Origin of the sequence: Spirosoma soli (genome assembly GCF_042684525.1) — a bacterium.
Classification (GTDB): Bacteria; Bacteroidota; Bacteroidia; order Cytophagales; family Spirosomataceae; genus Spirosoma; species Spirosoma soli.
This window is the reverse complement of sequence record NZ_JBHULN010000027.1, coordinates 51739-70766: the sequence shown is the minus strand read 5'-3', so window position 1 is coordinate 70766 and position 19028 is coordinate 51739. Positions and strand designations below refer to the sequence as shown.

Annotated in this window: 17 protein-coding genes; 11 read left to right on the top strand and 6 right to left on the bottom strand. The window is 50.1% G+C overall.

Features of this window, described 5'->3' with window-relative positions; all coding sequences use genetic code 11:
• Positions 1–314 precede the first annotated feature (314 nt).
• Positions 315–1421, bottom strand: coding sequence for a DUF6985 domain-containing protein (locus ACFSUS_RS27565; protein ID WP_381528072.1), 1107 nt, complete (start codon positions 1419–1421; stop codon positions 315–317).
• A 388-nt stretch (positions 1422–1809) separates the two neighbouring features.
• Here ACFSUS_RS27565 and ACFSUS_RS27560 point away from each other — a divergent pair, with 388 nt between their 5' ends.
• Positions 1810–2055 carry a hypothetical protein gene (locus ACFSUS_RS27560; RefSeq protein WP_381528070.1) on the top strand — a complete coding sequence of 82 codons (246 nt, stop codon included), beginning with the start codon at positions 1810–1812 and terminating at the stop codon, positions 2053–2055.
• 26 nt (positions 2056–2081) lie between these two features.
• On the opposite strand, the gene ACFSUS_RS27555 is transcribed toward ACFSUS_RS27560, so the two are convergent.
• The 3 genes from ACFSUS_RS27555 to ACFSUS_RS27545 form a co-directional block, all read right to left on the bottom strand.
• On the bottom strand, positions 2082–4094 hold the full coding sequence (locus tag ACFSUS_RS27555) for an STN and carboxypeptidase regulatory-like domain-containing protein (protein ID WP_381528068.1): 2013 nt from the start codon (positions 4092–4094) through the stop codon (positions 2082–2084).
• Positions 4095–4158: 64 nt separating this feature from the next.
• Positions 4159–5265: a FecR family protein gene (locus ACFSUS_RS27550; protein WP_381528066.1), complete on the bottom strand. Its 1107-nt coding sequence runs from the start codon at positions 5263–5265 to the stop codon at positions 4159–4161.
• Between the two features lie 19 nt (positions 5266–5284).
• Positions 5285–5917, bottom strand: a complete 633-nt coding sequence (locus ACFSUS_RS27545) for an RNA polymerase sigma-70 factor (RefSeq protein ID WP_381528064.1) — start codon at positions 5915–5917, stop codon at positions 5285–5287.
• Positions 5918–6276: 359 nt separating this feature from the next.
• Here ACFSUS_RS27545 and ACFSUS_RS27540 point away from each other — a divergent pair, with 359 nt between their 5' ends.
• The 9 genes from ACFSUS_RS27540 (at position 6277) to ACFSUS_RS27500 (ending at position 15008) form a co-directional block, all read left to right on the top strand.
• Positions 6277–6888, top strand: a complete 612-nt coding sequence (locus ACFSUS_RS27540) for a TetR/AcrR family transcriptional regulator (RefSeq protein WP_381528062.1) — start codon at positions 6277–6279, stop codon at positions 6886–6888.
• Between the two features lie 25 nt (positions 6889–6913).
• Positions 6914–8218: a TolC family protein gene (locus tag ACFSUS_RS27535; RefSeq protein WP_381528060.1), complete on the top strand. Its 1305-nt coding sequence runs from the start codon at positions 6914–6916 to the stop codon at positions 8216–8218.
• A gap of 4 nt (positions 8219–8222) precedes the next feature.
• Positions 8223–9176: an HlyD family secretion protein gene (locus ACFSUS_RS27530; protein WP_381528058.1), complete on the top strand. Its 954-nt coding sequence runs from the start codon at positions 8223–8225 to the stop codon at positions 9174–9176.
• Between the two features lie 24 nt (positions 9177–9200).
• Positions 9201–10139 (top strand): ABC transporter ATP-binding protein, encoded by a 939-nt coding sequence (locus ACFSUS_RS27525; protein WP_381528056.1) that lies wholly within the window; start codon positions 9201–9203, stop codon positions 10137–10139.
• The gene (locus ACFSUS_RS27520; RefSeq protein WP_381528054.1) at positions 10132–10866 is read left to right on the top strand and encodes an ABC transporter ATP-binding protein; all 735 of its coding nucleotides are present in this window, start codon (positions 10132–10134) and stop codon (positions 10864–10866) included. Before ACFSUS_RS27525 ends, ACFSUS_RS27520 begins: the two co-directional genes overlap by 8 nt.
• Before the next feature lie 65 nt (positions 10867–10931).
• The gene (locus tag ACFSUS_RS27515) at positions 10932–12035 is read left to right on the top strand and encodes an ABC transporter permease (protein ID WP_381528052.1); all 1104 of its coding nucleotides are present in this window, start codon (positions 10932–10934) and stop codon (positions 12033–12035) included.
• Between the two features lie 36 nt (positions 12036–12071).
• The gene (locus ACFSUS_RS27510; protein ID WP_381528050.1) at positions 12072–13196 is read left to right on the top strand and encodes an ABC transporter permease; all 1125 of its coding nucleotides are present in this window, start codon (positions 12072–12074) and stop codon (positions 13194–13196) included.
• Between the two features lie 50 nt (positions 13197–13246).
• Positions 13247–14830, top strand: a complete 1584-nt coding sequence (locus ACFSUS_RS27505; protein WP_381528047.1) for an FAD-dependent monooxygenase — start codon at positions 13247–13249, stop codon at positions 14828–14830.
• A 46-nt stretch (positions 14831–14876) separates the two neighbouring features.
• Positions 14877–15008 (top strand): hypothetical protein, encoded by a 132-nt coding sequence (locus ACFSUS_RS27500; RefSeq protein WP_381528044.1) that lies wholly within the window; start codon positions 14877–14879, stop codon positions 15006–15008.
• Positions 15009–15141: 133 nt separating this feature from the next.
• On the opposite strand, the gene ACFSUS_RS27495 is transcribed toward ACFSUS_RS27500, so the two are convergent.
• Together ACFSUS_RS27495 and ACFSUS_RS27490 are read right to left on the bottom strand one after the other, a co-directional pair.
• Positions 15142–15840 carry a LytR/AlgR family response regulator transcription factor gene (locus ACFSUS_RS27495; RefSeq protein WP_381528042.1) on the bottom strand — a complete coding sequence of 233 codons (699 nt, stop codon included), beginning with the start codon at positions 15838–15840 and terminating at the stop codon, positions 15142–15144.
• The gene (locus tag ACFSUS_RS27490; RefSeq protein WP_381528040.1) at positions 15837–16217 is read right to left on the bottom strand and encodes an Hpt domain-containing protein; all 381 of its coding nucleotides are present in this window, start codon (positions 16215–16217) and stop codon (positions 15837–15839) included. Before ACFSUS_RS27490 ends, ACFSUS_RS27495 begins: the two co-directional genes overlap by 4 nt.
• A gap of 667 nt (positions 16218–16884) precedes the next feature.
• Between ACFSUS_RS27490 and ACFSUS_RS27485 the strand changes: the two genes are divergently transcribed.
• Complete coding sequence (locus tag ACFSUS_RS27485; protein ID WP_381528038.1) at positions 16885–18912, top strand: tetratricopeptide repeat protein; 2028 nt, start codon at positions 16885–16887, stop codon at positions 18910–18912.
• Positions 18913–19028 lie beyond the last annotated feature (116 nt).

Sequence of the window (19028 nt, the reverse complement as noted above, 5' to 3'; positions counted from 1 at the left end):
AAAAGGCGAAATTGCGGCCCACTGGGAGTCGGTTAGAGCATTAAATTGTTTGGTCACATCTCTGTTGCTTGGTCGCTACAAAGGTGACGCGGCTCCCAGCCTTTCTCAATTCCCAAACACGTTCTTAGCCTGTCGCCCGGGTATTTGACTTGTGAATAATCAGCTTAGTGGGTCACCCAACACCCATGAGGGTTGATGGATGAGGAAGCTACGCGCCTGAACACAAACTACTTCCAACCTTTACACCCTCATTTTTGTTGGGCTGAAAACTCTCCTCCGGGGGCGTGCTGCCTGTCGCCGGAAACGTAGAATTTTTATTTTGCTCCCTTGCTTTTAAGCCAATCTAACAAGTCTTCATACTGTTTTAATCTTGGACTGCTCTCATTTCTCATCCGATTAATATTCTGCTGAGTGATAGATAATGGAGTAATTTTCCAGTGGTTCTGCTCATTTATATCAGCGCCATTCTCAATAAGAAAAGCAATAAGGTCTCTGTTAGCATGTCCAGTTGCATTATGAATGGCATTCTTTAGAGTAACTGGTTTTCGAGAAATAATATAGCGAGCAATAACTTCATTGTTAAACTGAGTCGCTCTTTCTAAGTAGCTCATATTTAATCCATTATTGACGTTAATGTCTACTTTGCCTGATTCAACTAAATCTATAAATTCTTGATTATATCCTCGCTCAATCAGATTGTTTTCATACATCCGATTTGCTTCCATCTGGGACGGTTTTAATTTTCCGTATTTCTGATGAGGTGTGTAAATTTTGGGCTTAGGCAGTAGAGGGCTTCCCATATGCATTCCATTCCACTCTTTTTGTTTTTGTTCATAAGTTCCATTGTCTTTATATGCATCCAATGATGAAAATGCTGTATCTGCTGCTCCAACAGTGATAACCCTGTCCTTATGAAGCATGAAGCCTAAGCCATGCTCTTCGTCCCAAATACAACCGCATTCAATTCCGATGTAGGCGTAGCCATCTTTATGTGGATACAGCACAAACAGGTTCCCAACCCCAAAAACGTGCTTGTAATCCTCCAGTGAGTGAATTTCAGGAAAAAATTCCTCTTCATCGCCATAACATTCTTTCAGAATAGGATACTCCTTATCCAAAGCTTCAAGAAGAGCATTTTGAATGAGCGCAGGGTTCTCAATTATGAAATTGATAGCATTTATTTGTTCAGGAAGCGGATCAGGATTGTCATCTAATTCGTCGCTTATTACCACTCGAACCTTTCCGTCACTTGGGGATTGTGAACTTAAACCTGCGTAGGCTCCTTGACGGCTTTGCAAACCTTCAAAAGCTTTGAATGTAAAATTAAACTCCCAATCTCCTTGAAAACTGAACATGCCAGAAAGAACTATTAATGAATAAACTGTGATTATTAAAAAATCTCCCAGGCGGGGCGTTTGCATTGTCGCACGGAACCCGGAAATGGAGACCTAAAACTCTGACCTCGCGGCCTGCAACCTGTCGCTGAGACGCTGGCATACGAACACTTTATGGACCCGCACCCAACATCGTATAGTACGCGATTTCGCGGAACCATCATTGTATAGTAAGTTAGCTGTCAATGTAGTATAGTTCCGCATTTTTTTCGACCCAATTTTATGGCTCAGTATTGAAGCAAATGACTGACTTTTGTTCTATAGGTATCCAAAGTTGCGGAACTACAGTTTGCTGTAAATAAGCTATTTTTATTTCCTTAAAAGTTAATTAAGGTGAAAATAGTGAGCTTCCGTTGTAGTCGCTTAAACAAAGAAATTGGTTGACACTAAAACTTCCTAACCGGAGTAACCCATAATGACTAAGCGGTATGTGCAGGTACAGGTAACCGTACAACGGGCCTGGGATATTGACGGCTACCCCGATTACTTTTTTGATGAGAAAGGGCAATTTTACCGCTTCACCGCACGGGGCGATGTGAAACCCCTGCGCAGGACGGTAAAGCGATATACGCAGGGATATACTCTTAAGAGTCGTTTCTATAGCCTTGCGCAATTGCGACCTTTGTTACGGCGTCATGTGCCCACTTCTATAGATTGGTAATCAACAGAGTGTGTTGGTTGTCCTGCCTAATTGCGACTGCAAATCCGTAGCCCTGCGTGGAAGCCCACCCAACCGGCGTTGAAGTTGTTTCGGCTATCGACGCTGTTTGTGAACAATGGTACGTCGAAGCGCGTGGCTGGCTTCGTGATGTCGTTCTGGCTGTAGAACCAGTTAACCGTTGGGCCAACGGCCAGTGCCAGGCCTGGCGTGAGTTTCTTTTCCAGACCCAGGTTGAATCGGTAGAGGTAGCTGCCTTCGTCAAAATAAGCCCATTCGGCAGGTAAGCGGTAATTGCCAACTAGGTCGAAATTCAGCATCCAGCCGTGGTGCAGGTTCGCCGAGGTGCCCAGGCCGTAGCCGAAGCTCCAGGACGGCCGCGCTTGGTTCTCCAGATTAGTGCCCGCCGTAAAGATGTTGTAAAAGGCCCGATGGCCGGTTTTAAAGGTCAGATTAATTACGTTGACTTCGTCGGTTGATACTTCTAACCGGCGGTATCCGTTCTGCTGCACCCAACTGAGCAGACCAATGGGCGCGTGTTGCGAATAGCCCGAGAAATTCAGCAAGCCAATCTGTGTGCCCTTCGTGACCCGTTTGGCTGTATTGAAGAAACCGCTGATCTGTGAGCCCGCTAATTCGTTTTGGGCAATGTTGAAAAATCCGGCCACCTGCGTCCCAACTGCATTACCCCCAACGACGTTACCAAACCCGCCAACCTGTACACCGCGAAGCCCTTTACCGGCTAAATTGAAAAATCCGCCTACCTGCGCTCCGTCGACATGCTGCGCGTTAATGTTCGCAAAGCCTGACAGTTGTGCCCCTTGTGTGTTCAGAACCGTGACGTTGGCAAAACCGGCCGCTTGCACGCCATGCACTACATTGCCCAGCGTTACGTTGGCGAAACCAGCGGCTTGCACCCCGGTTACGTCGCCACCGATGGCATTGGCAAAGCCAGCGGCCTGCACGCCCTGAACGTGCCAGCGTACGGCATTGGCAAAACCAGCGACTTGAACGCCATCCACCTGCTCGCCAACTACGTTTCCAAAACCGGCTGCCTGAATGCCGTTGGCATTGCCACGAACCCCGTTCAGAAAGCCGCCCACTTCGAGTCCGGTAACGCCCAGCGAGTAGCCGGCCAATACGTTGAACGAGGTCCGGTTGATGACCCGGGCGCTTAGCGTTCCGTTGGTGCCCACAAAAGGTAAAAGGCTTACCTGAACGTCGCGGTAGATGGTGTCGCCGACCAGGTTAGCTTCGTGAACGGCCGATCTGGTCGATAAGAACCAGTCGGTTAGCCGTTGTTTGCTGCGGTCCCAAACGGACACCTTAGGTGTATGGGTGGTGTCGGCCGAGGCCATGAAAACGGGCTGAACCGGCTGCTGAACGGCCACGGCAATCCGGCGCGTCGTGTCTACGGATTGCCGGATGGTTAAGGGTTGTACCTGCTTACTGAGGGGGGACGGTTCGAGCCGGATGTTCAGCGTATGCGAGTGGCGAGACGATACGTTCACGTTTTCGCCAATGTAGTTTTCCTTACGGACCTGAAGCCGTAGGGTAGATAGCTCAGTGGGTAGTTTGATGCGGTAGTAACCAAACGGATTACTAATGGCCGACGCCAGCGTGGTTTTCTCGTAAATACTGGCCTGACTTATCTTCTGGCCGTTCGTCTCGTCCAGAATATAGCCATCCAGGTAAAAGTTCTTGGGTTTCTCATCGACGGCGGGTAGGTCGGCCCGCAAGAGGATGACGTGGTTGCCGCGCGATTTATAGGTGATGGTCCCTCTGAATAGCTGATTCAGGGCTTCCCGAACGGTGTTGTTGGCTACCCGTAGTGAGACAATACTGGCTTCGTTGATAATGGATGGGCTATACGAGAAATTAAACTGGCCTTCGTGGCTGATGGCGTTCAGGGCTTTATCCAGACGGTCGTTGGTAATAACGACGTTGATGGTACGTTCGAGAGGGGGCGTTGGCTTCGCTGCACAGACAAGGGTGCCGCTCAGCCACCAGCAGCAAACAAATAGGTATCGGTGGAAAAACATGATAATGGGTGCTTTTGTCGATAAGACAGCCCACCAGGATGGCCCCCCTATCAAAAGCGAAAAATTATTCCTGACAACCCTCGCCATCGAGCGTAATCTGATCGCCTTTACGCGTGATGCGTAGCCCCAGCGACTCCGCCGTTACGTTGACGACGGTTTCCAGCGGTTCGTTATGCTCGAAGCTCGTTGTCAGCGCGCAGTTGTTGAGCCGATTGTTGGCCAGCCGGACATCAGCCCGGTACACGTCGTTGATGGTCTGCACAATATCGGCCAGGCGCGCGTTCTTAAAGGCTAAGCGACCGGTTCGGTAGGCGAACAGATTGGGCTCAACGTCGAGCATTTTTCGGATCGTATCGGCTTTGCTGTCGAAGGTGGCTTGCTCGTTCCTGATTAGGGTTACCTGTTTTTTCTTAGCCGCAAACAAGACTTTACCGGTCCGGACAGCCACCCGCACATCGTTTTCGTAGGCCCGGACGCTGAACGAGGTGCCCAGCACCTGAACCGTTGTTTCAGCCGCCCGGATACGGAAGGGTCTCGATGGATTAGGCACCACTTCAAAGAACGCTTCGCCCGTTAACGTAACCTCCCGACTCTCGTCGGCAAAGGTTTGTGGGTAATTCAGTCGGCTACCGCGTTTCAGCCAGACTTTAGAGCCATCGGGTAAGGTCTTTTGTACCGTTTCGTTCCTCGAAGCGATCGACAGCTGGGCTATAGGCTCCGTACGAGAATTTTGAAAGTATAGCCAGCCGAAAGCCGATGCGAGCAAAACGACAGCAGCTACCTGCCAGTAACGGGGTAGCCATCGATTGCTCGTCTGGTTGGCGGGGTACAATGGTTTTACAACGGGTGACCGAACGTCGGTATCGGCCACAACCGGCCCAACAGGTGGGGGAGAAGGGGCTGTCGTGTTACCCTGCATGCGGCTTCGCATTTTTTGCCAGGCCGCATCCGTATCGACTGGGGCAGATTGAGTTTCTACTGGCTTCTTTAGCTGAGCGGCCGTTTCCCAGATTCGCTCGAACCGCTCAAACTCGCGTTGGTTAGCGTTTGCATCTGAGTTGGGTTGGCTGAGCCATAGACGTACCCGTTCCGACTCGGCCGCGTCGGTTTCTCCGGCGAGGTATTTGCCGATCAGGTTGTCATCTATTGGCTGTAGCGAGTTATCCGCCATGGTCAGAACCCAAAATTAGCTAGGTCAGTAAATAGTACTCGTATAAATGGATGCCCAGCAGAATTAGCACGGGTAAATATTCCGCCAACTCTGTCCGTAGAATACGTAACGCTTTGCCGATCTGATTTTCCACTGTTTTAATGGATAAGCCAAGTCGGTCGGCAATCTCCTGGTACTTTAACTCCTCAAATCGGCTCATGGTAAAAATCAGCCGACACTGGTCGGGCAGTTGCTGAATAGCTTCCTGCAGGCGGTCCGACAGCTCATTGGCCATCAACACTTGCGCTGGCGCTTCGTACAGCTGGCCCACTTCGGCCGCCACATGGCTCCGATGCTCAGCCTGAACCGTCAGGTGTTTAATTCGGTTCAGGCAGCGGTTATGCACGGCCCGGTAGAGGTACGATTTGAGCGAGATATTAATCTCCAACCCGTCTCGTTTTTCCCAGATCGTCATAAAAACGGCCTGGACTACCTCTTCGGCATCATCCCAGTCTTTCAGGAACGAATAGCCATACTGGCACAGCGCGTTGTAATGCTGCCGGAACACGGCCTCAAAAACGCGTTCATCGCCAAGTTGTATAGCAGAAAGTATTTCCTGATCCGATAGTTGCACTGGGTGGTATAGATGACGTTTCCGGTGCAAATCTATCATACTTCTGGCGTTGAACGTAGCTTATGCACTCATAAGACAGCCGAACGGGCGTATCCCCCTATTAAACGGCAAAAAATTTCTGTGCCCTTAACGGGCAACCGCTTTGTATCGTATCGACGCAGGTACTATTGCAGATGTGGGTGTAGAGCCAGAAAACGGCCTTAACAGCCTACTCGCTCAAAATTATTGTTAGCGGAGAAAAAGCGCTCCAATCTGGCAAACGGTTTAAGGAGTAGTAATCAATAAACTGTGGCGGATAAAATATTTCGCTTAGATATGTAGCCCATCTGGTAAAATAAAAAACTAAACACTTGTTTAGTTTGTTGTCTTTGCATTACCTTTGTAGGGTCAATTGTATTATGGCCGAAGAAACACAGGATACCGAATTAAAAATTAAGAATGCAGCCCGGAAAATATTTCTGGAGCAAGGGTACGAAGGCGCTAAGATTCGTCAGATCGCTGATGAGGCAGGGGTCAACCTGGCAATGGTCAACTACTACTTTCGAAGCAAAGATCTGTTATTCAAGAGTATATACATGGATACGTTTAGGGAGTTTCTGGGCCGGATGATGCTGATGCTTAATGAAGAAACTCCGCTGGAAGTCAAGATTTGGAAGATTGTTGATCGATATACGGACTTTATTATTCAGAATCCGTTGCTCCCGATGTTTGTACTATCTGAATTGCGGAAAGACGGACTGGACTTCTTTAAAGAATTGAACGTTAAAGGTATTATCGAGAATTCACTCTTTCGGAAACAACTACTGGCAGAAGCCGAGAAAGGGCATATTCGTACTGTTGATCCATTACAAGTTATCATTACCATTCTGAGTAGTATTGTTTTTCCAGTAATAGCAAAGCCGATTGTTTCGTATGTAGGAACGCTCGATGAAACCGGTTTTGAGCAGTTTGTGGAAACGCGTAAACAGCTCATTCCCGAAATGATTATGGCCTACTTAAGGCAAGTCTAAATTTTTTTATCCATCAACTAAACAGATGTTTAGAACAGGTGTTTGGGTGATTATGAAAGCCTATCTAACAGGATTCATCTGGTTCGTTTGGCTACCGCTATTGGCACAACCAGGCAAGGCCTTATCTGAGGTAACGCTTGAACAATGCTATACGGCCGCCCGAACTGCCTACCCGTTGCTTAAACAGCAGGGTATTCTCCGGCAAACCGGCGAGCTGGCCATTGCTACGCTGGCTACCAATCGTCGGTTGCCGCAGTTGTCGGTCAACGGACAGGCATCGTGGCAATCGGAGGTAACAACACTGCCTATTGAGCTGCCTAACGTGTCCATACCGGTGCTGAGTAAAGACCAGTACAAGCTCACGTTGGATGCTAGTTATCCGGTGTACGACGGCAGTCTGACCCGCCTGCAAACCGACCTGCAACGGGTTACTACCGCTATGTCTCAGCAGCAGGTGGAGGTAGAATTACGTCGATTGAATGATCAGGTCAACGCCTTTTTTCTGAATGCATTACTTACCGACGAAAACTTGCGCCTGACCCAAATTCTGCTGGCGGATCTTCGCAATCGGATCGACAAACTAACGGCCAGCGTCCGGTTTGGTACGGCCGCCCAAATGAACGTGGATGCACTACAGGCGGAACGGCTACGAACGGAACAACGGCTGGCGGACCTCAACGCCACCCGCCGTGGCCTCCGGGATGCACTCCACCTGCTGACCGACCTACCCATTTCAGACAGCACTCAACTAGCTATTGATCCACAGCAACTGGCAATCGTCGACTTATCCCTAAACCGGCCTGAATTCCAGCTGTACAAAGCGCAACACTCGCTTTATGATGCTCAGCTACGGCTGACCGATAACCGGATGAAGCCACGCGTGAGCCTGTTTGCCCAGGGGGGGGCGGGTCGACCGGCGCTAAACTTCCTGAATAACGATTTTCGGGGCTTTTTTATCGGCGGCTTACGGCTGAACTGGAACCTCTCGGCGGCCTACAGCCTGCGCAATGATCGACAGACACTGGCGCTCAATCAGCAAGCGGTCGATATTCAGCAGGCTACATTTGAAAAGAATCTGGCCGTGCAATTGCGGCAGCAGCAAACCGAAATTGATCGGTTGCAGGCCCAACTCGGTCAGGATGCCGAAATCGTGGCTCTACGGACGCGAGTGCGACAGGCTGCGGCCGTACAATTCGACAACGGCGTAATTGCTGCCCGTGATTACACCACCGAACTCTCTAACGAAAACCAGGCACTCCTGAATCAGAAACTGCATGAATTACAACTCCTGCAAGCCAAGGTTCAGTACCGAACATTAACCGGGAATTGATCGAATGAAAACAATACACACTGTTTTGCTTTACAGTCTACTTGTTCTGCTTTCCGCCTGCCAGAACGATAACGACACCGCCGACGCCTATGGCAATTTTGAGGCCGTTGAAACTACGGTGTCCGCCGAAGCAACGGGCGCTTTGCAACGCTTCGAGGTCGAGGAAGGCCAGTCGCTCAAGGTGGGTCAGGTAGTGGGCCAGGTTGACACCGAGCAACTGCAACTCCGTAAAGCGCAACTGCTGGCTAGTGAGCGGGCCGTTCGGAGCCGGACGCCCAATGTGACTGCCCAGTTGTCGGCTTATGAGCAGCAGATTGCCGTTCAGCAACAGCAACTCAAAACGCTCCAGCGTGAAAAAGAACGCACCCAAAATCTGATTAATGCCGGGGCCGCGCCGACCAAGCAACTGGACGATATAGTTGCTCAAATGGATGTTATCGAACGCCAGATTGCCCTGATCCGACAACAACGGACCGCTCAGGCATCGGCGCTGGGTACGCAGCGGGGCGGAACGGCCGCCGAATCTGCGCCTTTGGCCGAGCAGGTCAAACAGCTTGACGATCAGATTAAGAAATCGTCCGTTGTGAATCCCTTGGATGGCACTGTTACGGTCAAGTATGCCGAACCAGGCGAGGTTGTAAGCTATGGTAAACCGCTGTACAAAATAGCCGCACTGACAGACATAACCCTGAGGGCTTACGTGGGTGGCGATCAGTTGGTTAACGTCAAACCCGGCCAGAAGGTCAAGGTGTTTGTGGACGCGCCCAACGACCAGTTGAAGCCTTACGAAGGTACGGTTACCTGGATTTCGAGCAAGGCTGAATTTACACCCAAAGTCATTCAAACTAAAGACGAGCGCGTCAATCTGGTGTACGCCATGAAGATAAACGTCAGAAACGACGGCGGTTTAAAGATCGGGATGCCGGGGGAGGTAAGGTTTGCGGATATAAAACGCTGATTTTTATGATATATATGATGGATCATGATAAATCTTAAAAATCATAACGATCAGCGTTCTGCTATCATCATTGATACCATATCGAAAGCCTACGGCACCAACAAAGCCGTGCAGGATGTCTCGTTGTCGGTTAAGTCGGGTGAACTGTTCGGGTTAATTGGGCCGGACGGGGCTGGTAAGACCACGCTGTTCAAGATCCTGGTTACGCTGCTACGTCCGGATCAGGGGCAGGCAACCGTAGTCGGGCGCGACGTGGTGCAAGACTTCCGGGCGCTACGGTCACTGATTGGCTACATGCCGGGCCGTTTCTCGCTGTATCCTGATTTAAGTGTCGAAGAAAACCTGACATTTTTTGCCACGGTGTTCGGTACGACCATTGCCGCTAACTACGACCTGATCCGGGATATATACGTACAACTGGAGCCGTTCAAAGACCGCCGGGCGGGGGCGCTGTCGGGCGGAATGAAACAGAAGCTGGCCCTGTGTTGTGCCTTGATTCACAAGCCTGGGGTGCTATTTCTGGATGAACCGACTACCGGCGTTGATGCCGTGTCGCGGAAAGAGTTCTGGGAGATGCTCCAACTTCTCAAAAAGCGTGGCCTGACGATTATGGTGTCGACACCGTACATGGACGAAGCGGGCCAGTGTGACCGTATCGCACTCATGCAAACGGGGAAGATTTTGGCTATTGACACGCCCTCTGAGGTTGAGCGCCTGTTCAGGAAACCCCTGTTGGCGGTTCGGGCCGATGATACGTACCGGCTAATTCAGGACCTGCGTCAGGCTCCGTTTACCGAGACCTGCTATGCGTTTGGCGAGTACCTGCACCTGACAACGCACGACCAGACAACGCCGGAGGATGTTACCCGCTACCTCAACCAGCGCGGGCATCAGCATGTAGTAATGAAACCGATTCAGGCCAGCATAGAAGACAGCTTTATGGAACTGATGCAACATGGATAAGGCCGTCGTTACCAACAAGCTGACTAAGAAGTTCGGCGACTTTGTTGCCACCAACGAAATCACGTTCGAGGTGGATCAGGGCGAAATTTTTGGTTTCCTTGGCGCCAACGGTGCCGGAAAAACCACGGCCATGCGAATGCTGTGCGGCCTGCTGACACCTACGTCGGGCGAAGCCAGGATTGCGGGGTTCGACGTGTATCGGCAATCCGAGCAAATTAAGCAGGTGATTGGCTACATGAGTCAGAAGTTTTCGCTGTACGAAGACCTGACCGCGCGTGAAAATATCCGGTTCTACGGTGGTATTTACGGATTAAAGCGGGCCGAACTAAAAGCAAAATCAGACGAAATCATCCAGCAGTTGAACCTGGGCAGCGTGGCTGATAGACTGGTCGCTTCCCTGCCGCTGGGCTGGAAACAGCGGCTGGCGTTTTCCGTAGCACTGATTCACGATCCTAAGGTGGTGTTTCTGGACGAACCAACCGGTGGTGTCGACCCGATTACCCGACGGCAGTTCTGGGACATGATTTACGAAGCGGCCCACCGTGGCACGACAATTTTTGTCACGACGCACTACATGGATGAAGCCGAGTACTGCAACCGCGTTTCGATCATGGTTGATGGACGAATCAAGGCGTTAGATACCCCCAGCGCGTTGAAACGCTCTTTCGGCGTAGACTCGATGGATGGCGTCTTTCAAATTCTGGCACGAGGGACTTCCACAAAATAGAAGGGAGCGATGAGTAAACTGTATCAACCCATTACGCTACGCCCTTCGCCCTTAACCCCACCTATATGAACCGCTTCTTTGCTTTTGTCAAAAAGGAATTCTTCCACATCCTGCGCGACCGGCGGACACTGCTGATTCTGTTCGGGATGCCGCTGGCGATGGTGCTGGTGTTTGGTTTCGCGCTGACGAACGAGATTAAAAACGCCAGAATCGCGGTGCTGGATTACGATCATGGCCAACACAGCCGCCAGATTACTGATCGGTTGTTATCGTCAGGATACTTCCAGTTACAGCGCAACCTAAGCAGCTACCGGGACATTGAAGCCACGTTTCGACAGGGAAAAGTCAAGCTGGTGGTGGTATTTCCGGCCAACTTTACCAACGATTATGCCCATCACGCGCAAGTACAGTTGCTGGCCGATGCGTCCGAACAAAACACGGCCATTAGTCTGACCAACTACGCCACGAATATCATTCAGGGATACGCGCAGGAGCAGAACCCGCCGGATGCGGTAGTCCCCCTGCAGATTGTTGTCGAGCCCCGGATGGTGTTCAACCCGGAGCTGAAAGGGGCGTTTGTGTTCGTGCCCGGCGTAATGGCCTTAGTGCTGCTGCTCGTATCGGCGCTGATGACGTCGGTGACCATTGCCCGCGAGAAAGAAACCGGCACGATGGAGGTACTGATGGTATCGCCCCTGTCACAGCTTCAGATTTTGTTCGGGAAAGTACTGCCTTATCTCTTGCTCTCGTTCGTGAATGGCTGCGTCATTATTGCTCTGGGCGTGTTTCTGCTGGGTATTCCGCTCAATGGAAGCTTGTTATTGCTTCTGTGCGAAACAATGTTGTTCATCTTTCTGGCGCTGGCAATAGGGCTGCTGATTTCAACCCTTGCCGATACGCAGTTAGTCGCCATGTTCGCGTCCTTGCTGCTGATGCTGATGCCAACCATCTTTCTATCGGGTTTTATATTCCCGATCGAAAGTATGCCCCGTTTCCTGCAAATCGTCTCGAACATCATTCCGGCCAAATACTTTATCGACATCGTGAAAGGCATCATGATCAAGGGTGTTGGCCTGAGCGACCTCTGGCAACCCACGCTGGTACTCTTCGGTATGGCCACCGTACTGATGGCCGTTAGTCTGCGTAACCTGAAACCAAGGCTGGAATAGGAAAATTTTAAATCATTCCATAAAACGTAACAGTGTATGAATCGCATTCGATATATGATCGAAAAGGAGTTCAAACAGCTTTTCCGTAATACGATATTGTTGCGGATGATGCTGGCAGCTCCGGTTTTGCAGTTGATCTTACTGGCGTACGCGGCCAATTTTGAAGTGAAAAATCTCAACGTTGCCGTCGTCGACCAGGATCATACGACCTACGCCCAGCGATTGGTGAGCAAATTTCGGTACATCGACAACTTTCGGTTTCGAGGCTACCTACCCGCATACAAACCCGCTTACCGTGAACTGCTGGCGGGCCATGCCGACCTGATTCTGATTATTCCACCCCATTTTGAACGTGATCTGGGCAAGGAAAATCAGTCATCCATACAATTGCTGGTCAATGCCATCGACGGCACCAAAGCGGGTATTGCCTCGGGCTATGCGCAGACGATTATCCGGGAGTTTAACAACGACATCCGCGTAGAAACCGGGGCTGTTTCGCCAGGTGGGCAACTGAACGCGTCCCTGTTAGACATCGAGAATCAATACTGGTACAATCCACGTCTGGAGTACAAAACCTTCATGGTGCCGGGCATTCTGTTCGAGTTGATGCTACTAATTGGGGGCATGATCGCGGCCCTCAATATCGTGCGGGAAAAAGAGATTGGCACCCAGGAGCAGTTAAACGTAACGCCCATCAAAAAGTACGAATTCATTCTGGGCAAACTTACTCCCTTTGTCATTATCGGCATGGTGCAGTTTACGATGGGCTTGCTGGTGGGTGTGTTCCTGTTTCAAATTCCGGTGGAGGGGAGCCTGTTGCTGATCTACGGGTTTGCCTTTCTGTTTTTGCTGCTTTGCGTTGGCCTGGGGCTGTTTATCTCGGCCATTTCGGAAACCCAGCAACAGGCCATGTTCGCCGTATTCTTCTGTCTGGTCGTGTTCATCCTGCTCAGTGGTCTCTTCTCTTCCACGGAGGATATGCCGCAGTGGGCGCAGTACGTCAACGTGCTGAATCCACTCCGCTACATCATCGAAGTCGGGCGCAATGTCATGCTCAAAGGCAGTACGTTCCGGGATATGCAGACCCAGTTTTTTGCCCTGCTGCTGATGGCCGTTGCGCTGATTGGGCTGGCTTCCTGGCGGTATCGGAAAACCGTGTAATTACTCGCCTTTATTACTCATAAGTGTCTTAACCCAATAAATCAGCAGTTATGGAAAATGCAGTAAAAACCGACGTACTCATCGTCGGTGCTGGGCCAACGGGGCTGTCATTAGCCTTACAATTAATGCGTTATGGGATTGATTTCGTAATTATTGACAAAAAGGAGGGTGTCACCGATTTGTCGAAGGCGCTCATCGTACACGCCCGCACCCTGGAGATTTATGACCAGATCGGCCTGGCCCGGAAAGCCGTTGAGGCAGGCGAAAAAGTTCAGAAAGGAGCGTTGATGCACAGTGGTAAAATTAGCGCTCACCTCGACTTCTCAGACTTTGGTAGCCAACTTAGTTCATTCCCGTTTCTGTTGATTTATGAACAAAGCAAAAATGAGCATTTACTGTACGGAGAACTCCGGCGTAATGGAAACGACGTGCAGTGGCAGACCGGATTACAAAGCCTGAAGCAGGATGCGGCCGGTGTGTATACGGTGTTGAAAGACACCGATGGTCAAACGCATTCGGTTGAAGCGCGTTACGTAGTTGGTTGTGACGGCTCAGGCAGTGAGACGCGACATCTGCTTGGCCTTGGTTTTGAAGGCTCGACTCATCCTCGTTTGTTTTATGTAGCCGACGTGGAGATGGAGTTTCAGGCCGAAAAAGGAACGTTCTACGCCCCGATGGAGGAAAATTCATTCGTGCTGATCGTTCCGATGCAGGGTGGTAAGCATTGGCGACTGATCGGTAACCTACCTGAACACGAAAACAGCGATCATGACGTAAGCGTTGAAGAGGCAGAAGCCAAGGTCAAACAGTTGGTTCAGCAGCCGCTGGACATCACGAAGGTACGCTGGTTCTCCACCTATCGGGTGCACACGCGTCGCGCGGAGCGGTTCTCTTTGGGGCGTTGCTTCCTGGCGGGTGATGCCGCTCATGTGCATACACCAGCGGGCGGTCAGGGAATGAACACGGGCATTCAGGATGCTTATAACCTGGCCTGGAAAATAGCCTTGGTACTTCGTGGAGAAGCCAGCCATTCACTTCTCGACAGCTACAACGAAGAGCGGGTTGCCAATGCCAAACGGCTGCTGCAATCGACCGATCAGTTTTTCGATATTGCAGCCAGCGACAAATGGTACCTACGTCTGTTTCGTAATTCTATTTTTCCTACTGTAGCCAGCATCGCCACACGCTTCGACGTAGCCAAGGAAATCCTGTTTCCAACCGTTTCGCAGATCGGCATTAATTACCGTGAAAGCGCTCTGAGTTTGCACAACAGCGACGCTGATTTTGACGTGAAAGCCGGCGACCGAATGCCGTATTTCAAAATTGATGGAGCAAGCATTTATGATAGGCTCAACGACCCCAAATTTCACCTGCTTGTGTTCTCCGATGGCGAACAGAGCTACGGCGATAGACAAGCCAGTTTGGTCGCGAAATATGGTGACCTTCTTGATGTCAACGTCGTGCCGCTTTACCCGCGTGTTATTGAGCTATTTGGAACAAACCGCCCCTTTACGGTGCTGCTACGCCCCGACAACTACATTGGCTATATCTACCCAGGTTATTCTTCAGAGGATGTGGAATCGTACCTGGATAAGGTTATCGGACATTCATCCACGCAACTCTCATATGAGTAAACGCTTTGTTCAACCGTTGCGTTAAGGCGATCAGAAAAAGATATGCATGAAAGGTTGTATGGTGTGCTATTTATACGCCAAACTTGCGAAGGATGCCCTGCTCCGGCGCTATCTCCGCGATGATCCCCAAGTGCAGATCGTGAACGTTCGGGGTATTGGCTATAAGCTGATTGTGTAACTCAATAGACCCGCACTGGTAGCCCGCTGATTTTCTGAATGATTAAATACAATTAAACCGGCTTTAATTGTATTTAATCATGGTAAATCATACAAATCAGTGTTCTATAACAAATGGTAGTGTCTTAGTTGGGTCAGAGCAAGTTCAATCGGTTCATCAACTCCACCTTGTTGGCCCGGCTCACGGGAATCACTTTGTTGGCAACAACTAAATTACTTTCTTCAATATCAACGATTTTATCGAGGTTGACGATGAACGAGCGGTGAACCCGCAGAAATGTCGCCCCTAACTTTTCTTCCAGCGATTTCATGGTCGTGTACACAACGTAGGTCTGGTTTTGCGTCACTATTTTAACGTAATCGCCCGTGTTTTCAATGAATGAAATGGTCTCGTAAGGAAGCCGGATGTAACGCCCATCGGTTTTGACATAAATGTCTTTGGGAGTGTTTTTATCGGATTGTCGCGCTTTCATGCGGGTGTGAACATCCAGTACTTTCTCAACGGCCAGCTTAAACCGGGGCAACGTAACAGGTTTCTTCAGGTAATCGGTGACCTGGTACTGAAACGCGGTAAAGGCATACTCCGTCTGGGAGGTCGTCATAATCACCTGAGGTCCCGTTGGCAATTGCTCCAATAAATCGAAGCCAGTCATACCCGGCATTTCTACATCCAGCCAGATTAAGTCTACGTCATGTTCGGCCAGGAAAGCAAGCGCGTCGGGGACGTTTTCGCAGACCGTCATTACCTCCAGCGATTCATGTTGTTCGCACAGTCGCTGCAACGACTTACGAGACATAATCTCGTCATCTACAATGATACACTTTACTATCATAGGCTAGTTTGCTTTCGTAAGTACCGTTGCCATTCGGCGTATACAATAGGAATTCGCTCCGTGAAATTGGCTCGAAAATCGTGCCACATGCGCTGAACCTGAAACGGGTCGGGCGAGGCTGCTGAGGATTCAATGTCATTCATCACGGCTTCTAAATCCGACAGCCCGACCAGCCCCAGTGTAGGCTTTAATTTGTGGGCCAGCTGGTAAACATCCATCCACCGTTGCTCCTGAATTAAGGGATTGAATGAATCGAATTGAGGTACCACATCATGCAGAAACGTTTCGAACATGTCGGCGGCATAGGCCGTATCATCACCGTATAGGTCGAGCAGTCGTTCGCGGTCTAATGGTTGAGCAAGGTGTTTAGCCACCATATTCTGAAGCTGTTATAAGATCCTGTAACGACTTGCCTGGCTGCCTATCGTTAATCGCCAGGTGCTATTTTGTTACTTTCTTGGCAAAAATAAAATTATCAGGCAGTTTTTGATTACTGAAAGCTAATTGTTGATGAACTCCGGGCAAAATCTACCAAAAAACCGTCACTTTTTGCAGTTCATCGAATACTCACTCCGGAACAGTGAGAAAGAAGACAACTTTGTCTCAATAAAACGCCGAATAAGTACCCACCGTAATTAAAGAGAGTACCCATTGTAACTTGAATTAAGTGCCCATCGTAACCGTACAGTTTTTATAGTTTGAATGAGTTGATTACCCACCGTAGCAAGTACCTGTGAGTGTTGTTTTGAGAGTAATAGTATAAGAAGAGTAGAGGATGAGTGGAGTATGCTAAATCTATGTATTTGGTATACGGACAGATAGGCTAACGTCATATGACGTTAGCCTATTTTTATTCGGATCAGGCTAGATCTGGAGCGGTATCCGGACTATGCCAAACGAAACAATGCTAAACACAAACGTTATGTATTAATCAGTTAAGTAACACTTATTACCAAAAAACGAGTAAAAGGTGCAGTTCATCGAAAAGTCTCGTTGGGAGGGTGGTTCGTCGGCTAGTTTTGATCATCCTTTACGACATAGACGATGAAAAAATTTCTGCTCCTTCCACTCCTGATGCTCAGCCAACTGGCTTGGGCTCAGTCAGAATTAAAACCGGGCTTTGACCTGCTCGAAGCTGGTAATTTTGCACAGGGTGCTTCTTTTTTCAAAACATATCTGGATACGAAAGACTCGACGAATCGGACGGCGCTCCTGTGCTATGGTCGGGGTATTGGTCTTTCAGGCAACGTTCCTGAGGCCCAGCGGGTGTTTCAGAAGCTACAACAACGTTACGCCGACGATTTTGAAATTGGTCTGAACTGGGCCGAGTCGCTGATGTGGGCCAAGCAATACGCCGAGGCAAAAACGTACTACGAAAAGCTGCTGACCCAACAGCCAACCAACTTTGCTGCCATGCTGGGGTATGCCAATGCGCTGTCGTCGTTGCACAGCTACCGGCAGGCCCTAACGTACGTTGAGCGGGCTAATCTGATCCAGGCCGGTAACGCCAACGCCCGCATCAGTCGTAAATACATCAAGCTTGGCTTAGCCGATCAACTCTCTAAAAACCAACAGTACGGGGAAGCCGCTCAGTTGCTGGAAAGTATCTTGCAGGATTTTCCGAATGATAAAGACGCCCTTTTCGCCAAGGCGCAGATCCTGGTCGTGCAGGAGCGGTACGCCGATGCACAGCGTGTGTACCAAATACTGGTCGGGAAGCCAGAAAACCAGACCAACGCGTACTTGGGCTTATCGTATCTGTCCTTTCTGCAAAAGAAAAAGCAACAGGCCTTAACGTATGCAAATCAGGCCATTGCCGCATCGCAGGGGTATCCGGATCGGCAGCTGAAAGCGCAGCTGGGCCGGGTGAGCGCACTGGGCTGGAACGAAAAATTCAAACCGGCTTTTGCCTTACTCGACTCCCTGGACAAGGCTTATCCGAACAGCGTCGACATTACGGTAAGCCGCGCTACCTTGTCGGTCTGGAATAAGCAATACGCCAGAGGAGCTGAACTGTATCAGCAGGCGCTTCAGGTAAAACCAGCTTCGTTCGATGGGAACCTGGGCTATGCCGATGCCCGCCATGCCGAAGGAAACGATGCTGAAGCGTACCGATACGTTCGCAAGACCCTCGAATATTACCCCAACCAGCTCGACGCTACTAACTTCATGCAGCGGCTCGATCTGGCTCACAAACCCACCGTAACGACACACGCTTTTGTAAGCAGCGATAATGGTAACAACGTATCAACGAATTACTATGTGAACGGTGCCTTTGATTTGAGCACGAACTTCCGGGTGAACGTCGGTTATCGGGAGCGCTACGTGGGTACGGTGAGCGAAGGCAAGAACGCGAACGTGAAGACGATGACGGCTGGCTTCCGAACCCGACTGGCTTCGTGCTGGACCATGTCGGGAAACGCGGGACTGATCACGTTACAAAAAGACAGCACCGTTAGTCACCTGAATGTCAACATTGTCAATGAGTTCAAAATTGGTCGTTATCAGATGGCCGACATCCGTTACAACCGTGATGCACAGAATTTTACGGCCGGGCTGGTCGGCTACAACATCACGTACCACAACCTGATCGGTACCTACAACCTGGCCACTCCTTTCAAACTAGGGTTTTACTCGCAGTACATCCATACGTTGTACTCGGACAACAATCAGCAGAAATCACTGTTTGCCTCGCTGTACTACGACCTGAAATATGCGCCTGTCATCAAAGCCGGTGTCAACGTGCAGATGATGAGCTTTCAGAAGCAACTGCCCGAGATTTACTTCAGCCCCTCGCAGTTTATATCGGTCGAGAGCTTCTTCCACATCGAGAACCTGACTATGCCGAAGCAGAAGCTGCTCTATCAGGTATCGCTGGCGGGTGGACTGCAGCACATTGAGCAGGAAAGCTGGCAGCCAACCTACCGGGTGTCATTGCAGACGGGCTACCGGCCCTCCAAAAATATAGAGGTCATGGCGTATGTCCTCAAAAGCAACATCGCTACGTCAACCGTTACAGGCTATTCGTACTCCGAAGCCGGCATCAAAGGAAGATGGGTGATTGTTAAGTAAGATTCTGTTTCCTACCGTTCACTTGATCGGGGCCGCTGCGACTTTCGTTGCAGTGGCCCTTTGTTTGTTGAGAGAGCCTAAACGATTCGTCAGTTCCGGGCTCTAAGATTAATAAG

Coding starts and splice junctions, on each gene's coding strand:
- ACFSUS_RS27520 (WP_381528054.1), top strand. CDS start 10,132: ATGGATAAGGCCGTCGTTACCAACAAGCTGACTAAGAAGTTCGGCGAC.
- ACFSUS_RS27525 (WP_381528056.1), top strand. CDS start 9,201: ATGATAAATCTTAAAAATCATAACGATCAGCGTTCTGCTATCATCATT.
- ACFSUS_RS27505 (WP_381528047.1), top strand. CDS start 13,247: ATGGAAAATGCAGTAAAAACCGACGTACTCATCGTCGGTGCTGGGCCA.
- ACFSUS_RS27540 (WP_381528062.1), top strand. CDS start 6,277: ATGGCCGAAGAAACACAGGATACCGAATTAAAAATTAAGAATGCAGCC.
- ACFSUS_RS27500 (WP_381528044.1), top strand. CDS start 14,877: ATGAAAGGTTGTATGGTGTGCTATTTATACGCCAAACTTGCGAAGGAT.
- ACFSUS_RS27530 (WP_381528058.1), top strand. CDS start 8,223: ATGAAAACAATACACACTGTTTTGCTTTACAGTCTACTTGTTCTGCTT.
- ACFSUS_RS27555 (WP_381528068.1), bottom strand. CDS start 4,094: ATGTTTTTCCACCGATACCTATTTGTTTGCTGCTGGTGGCTGAGCGGC.
- ACFSUS_RS27560 (WP_381528070.1), top strand. CDS start 1,810: ATGACTAAGCGGTATGTGCAGGTACAGGTAACCGTACAACGGGCCTGG.
- ACFSUS_RS27565 (WP_381528072.1), bottom strand. CDS start 1,421: ATGCAAACGCCCCGCCTGGGAGATTTTTTAATAATCACAGTTTATTCA.
- ACFSUS_RS27495 (WP_381528042.1), bottom strand. CDS start 15,840: ATGATAGTAAAGTGTATCATTGTAGATGACGAGATTATGTCTCGTAAG.
- ACFSUS_RS27510 (WP_381528050.1), top strand. CDS start 12,072: ATGAATCGCATTCGATATATGATCGAAAAGGAGTTCAAACAGCTTTTC.
- ACFSUS_RS27485 (WP_381528038.1), top strand. CDS start 16,885: ATGAAAAAATTTCTGCTCCTTCCACTCCTGATGCTCAGCCAACTGGCT.
- ACFSUS_RS27490 (WP_381528040.1), bottom strand. CDS start 16,217: ATGGTGGCTAAACACCTTGCTCAACCATTAGACCGCGAACGACTGCTC.
- ACFSUS_RS27535 (WP_381528060.1), top strand. CDS start 6,914: ATGTTTAGAACAGGTGTTTGGGTGATTATGAAAGCCTATCTAACAGGA.
- ACFSUS_RS27550 (WP_381528066.1), bottom strand. CDS start 5,265: ATGGCGGATAACTCGCTACAGCCAATAGATGACAACCTGATCGGCAAA.
- ACFSUS_RS27545 (WP_381528064.1), bottom strand. CDS start 5,917: ATGATAGATTTGCACCGGAAACGTCATCTATACCACCCAGTGCAACTA.
- ACFSUS_RS27515 (WP_381528052.1), top strand. CDS start 10,932: ATGAACCGCTTCTTTGCTTTTGTCAAAAAGGAATTCTTCCACATCCTG.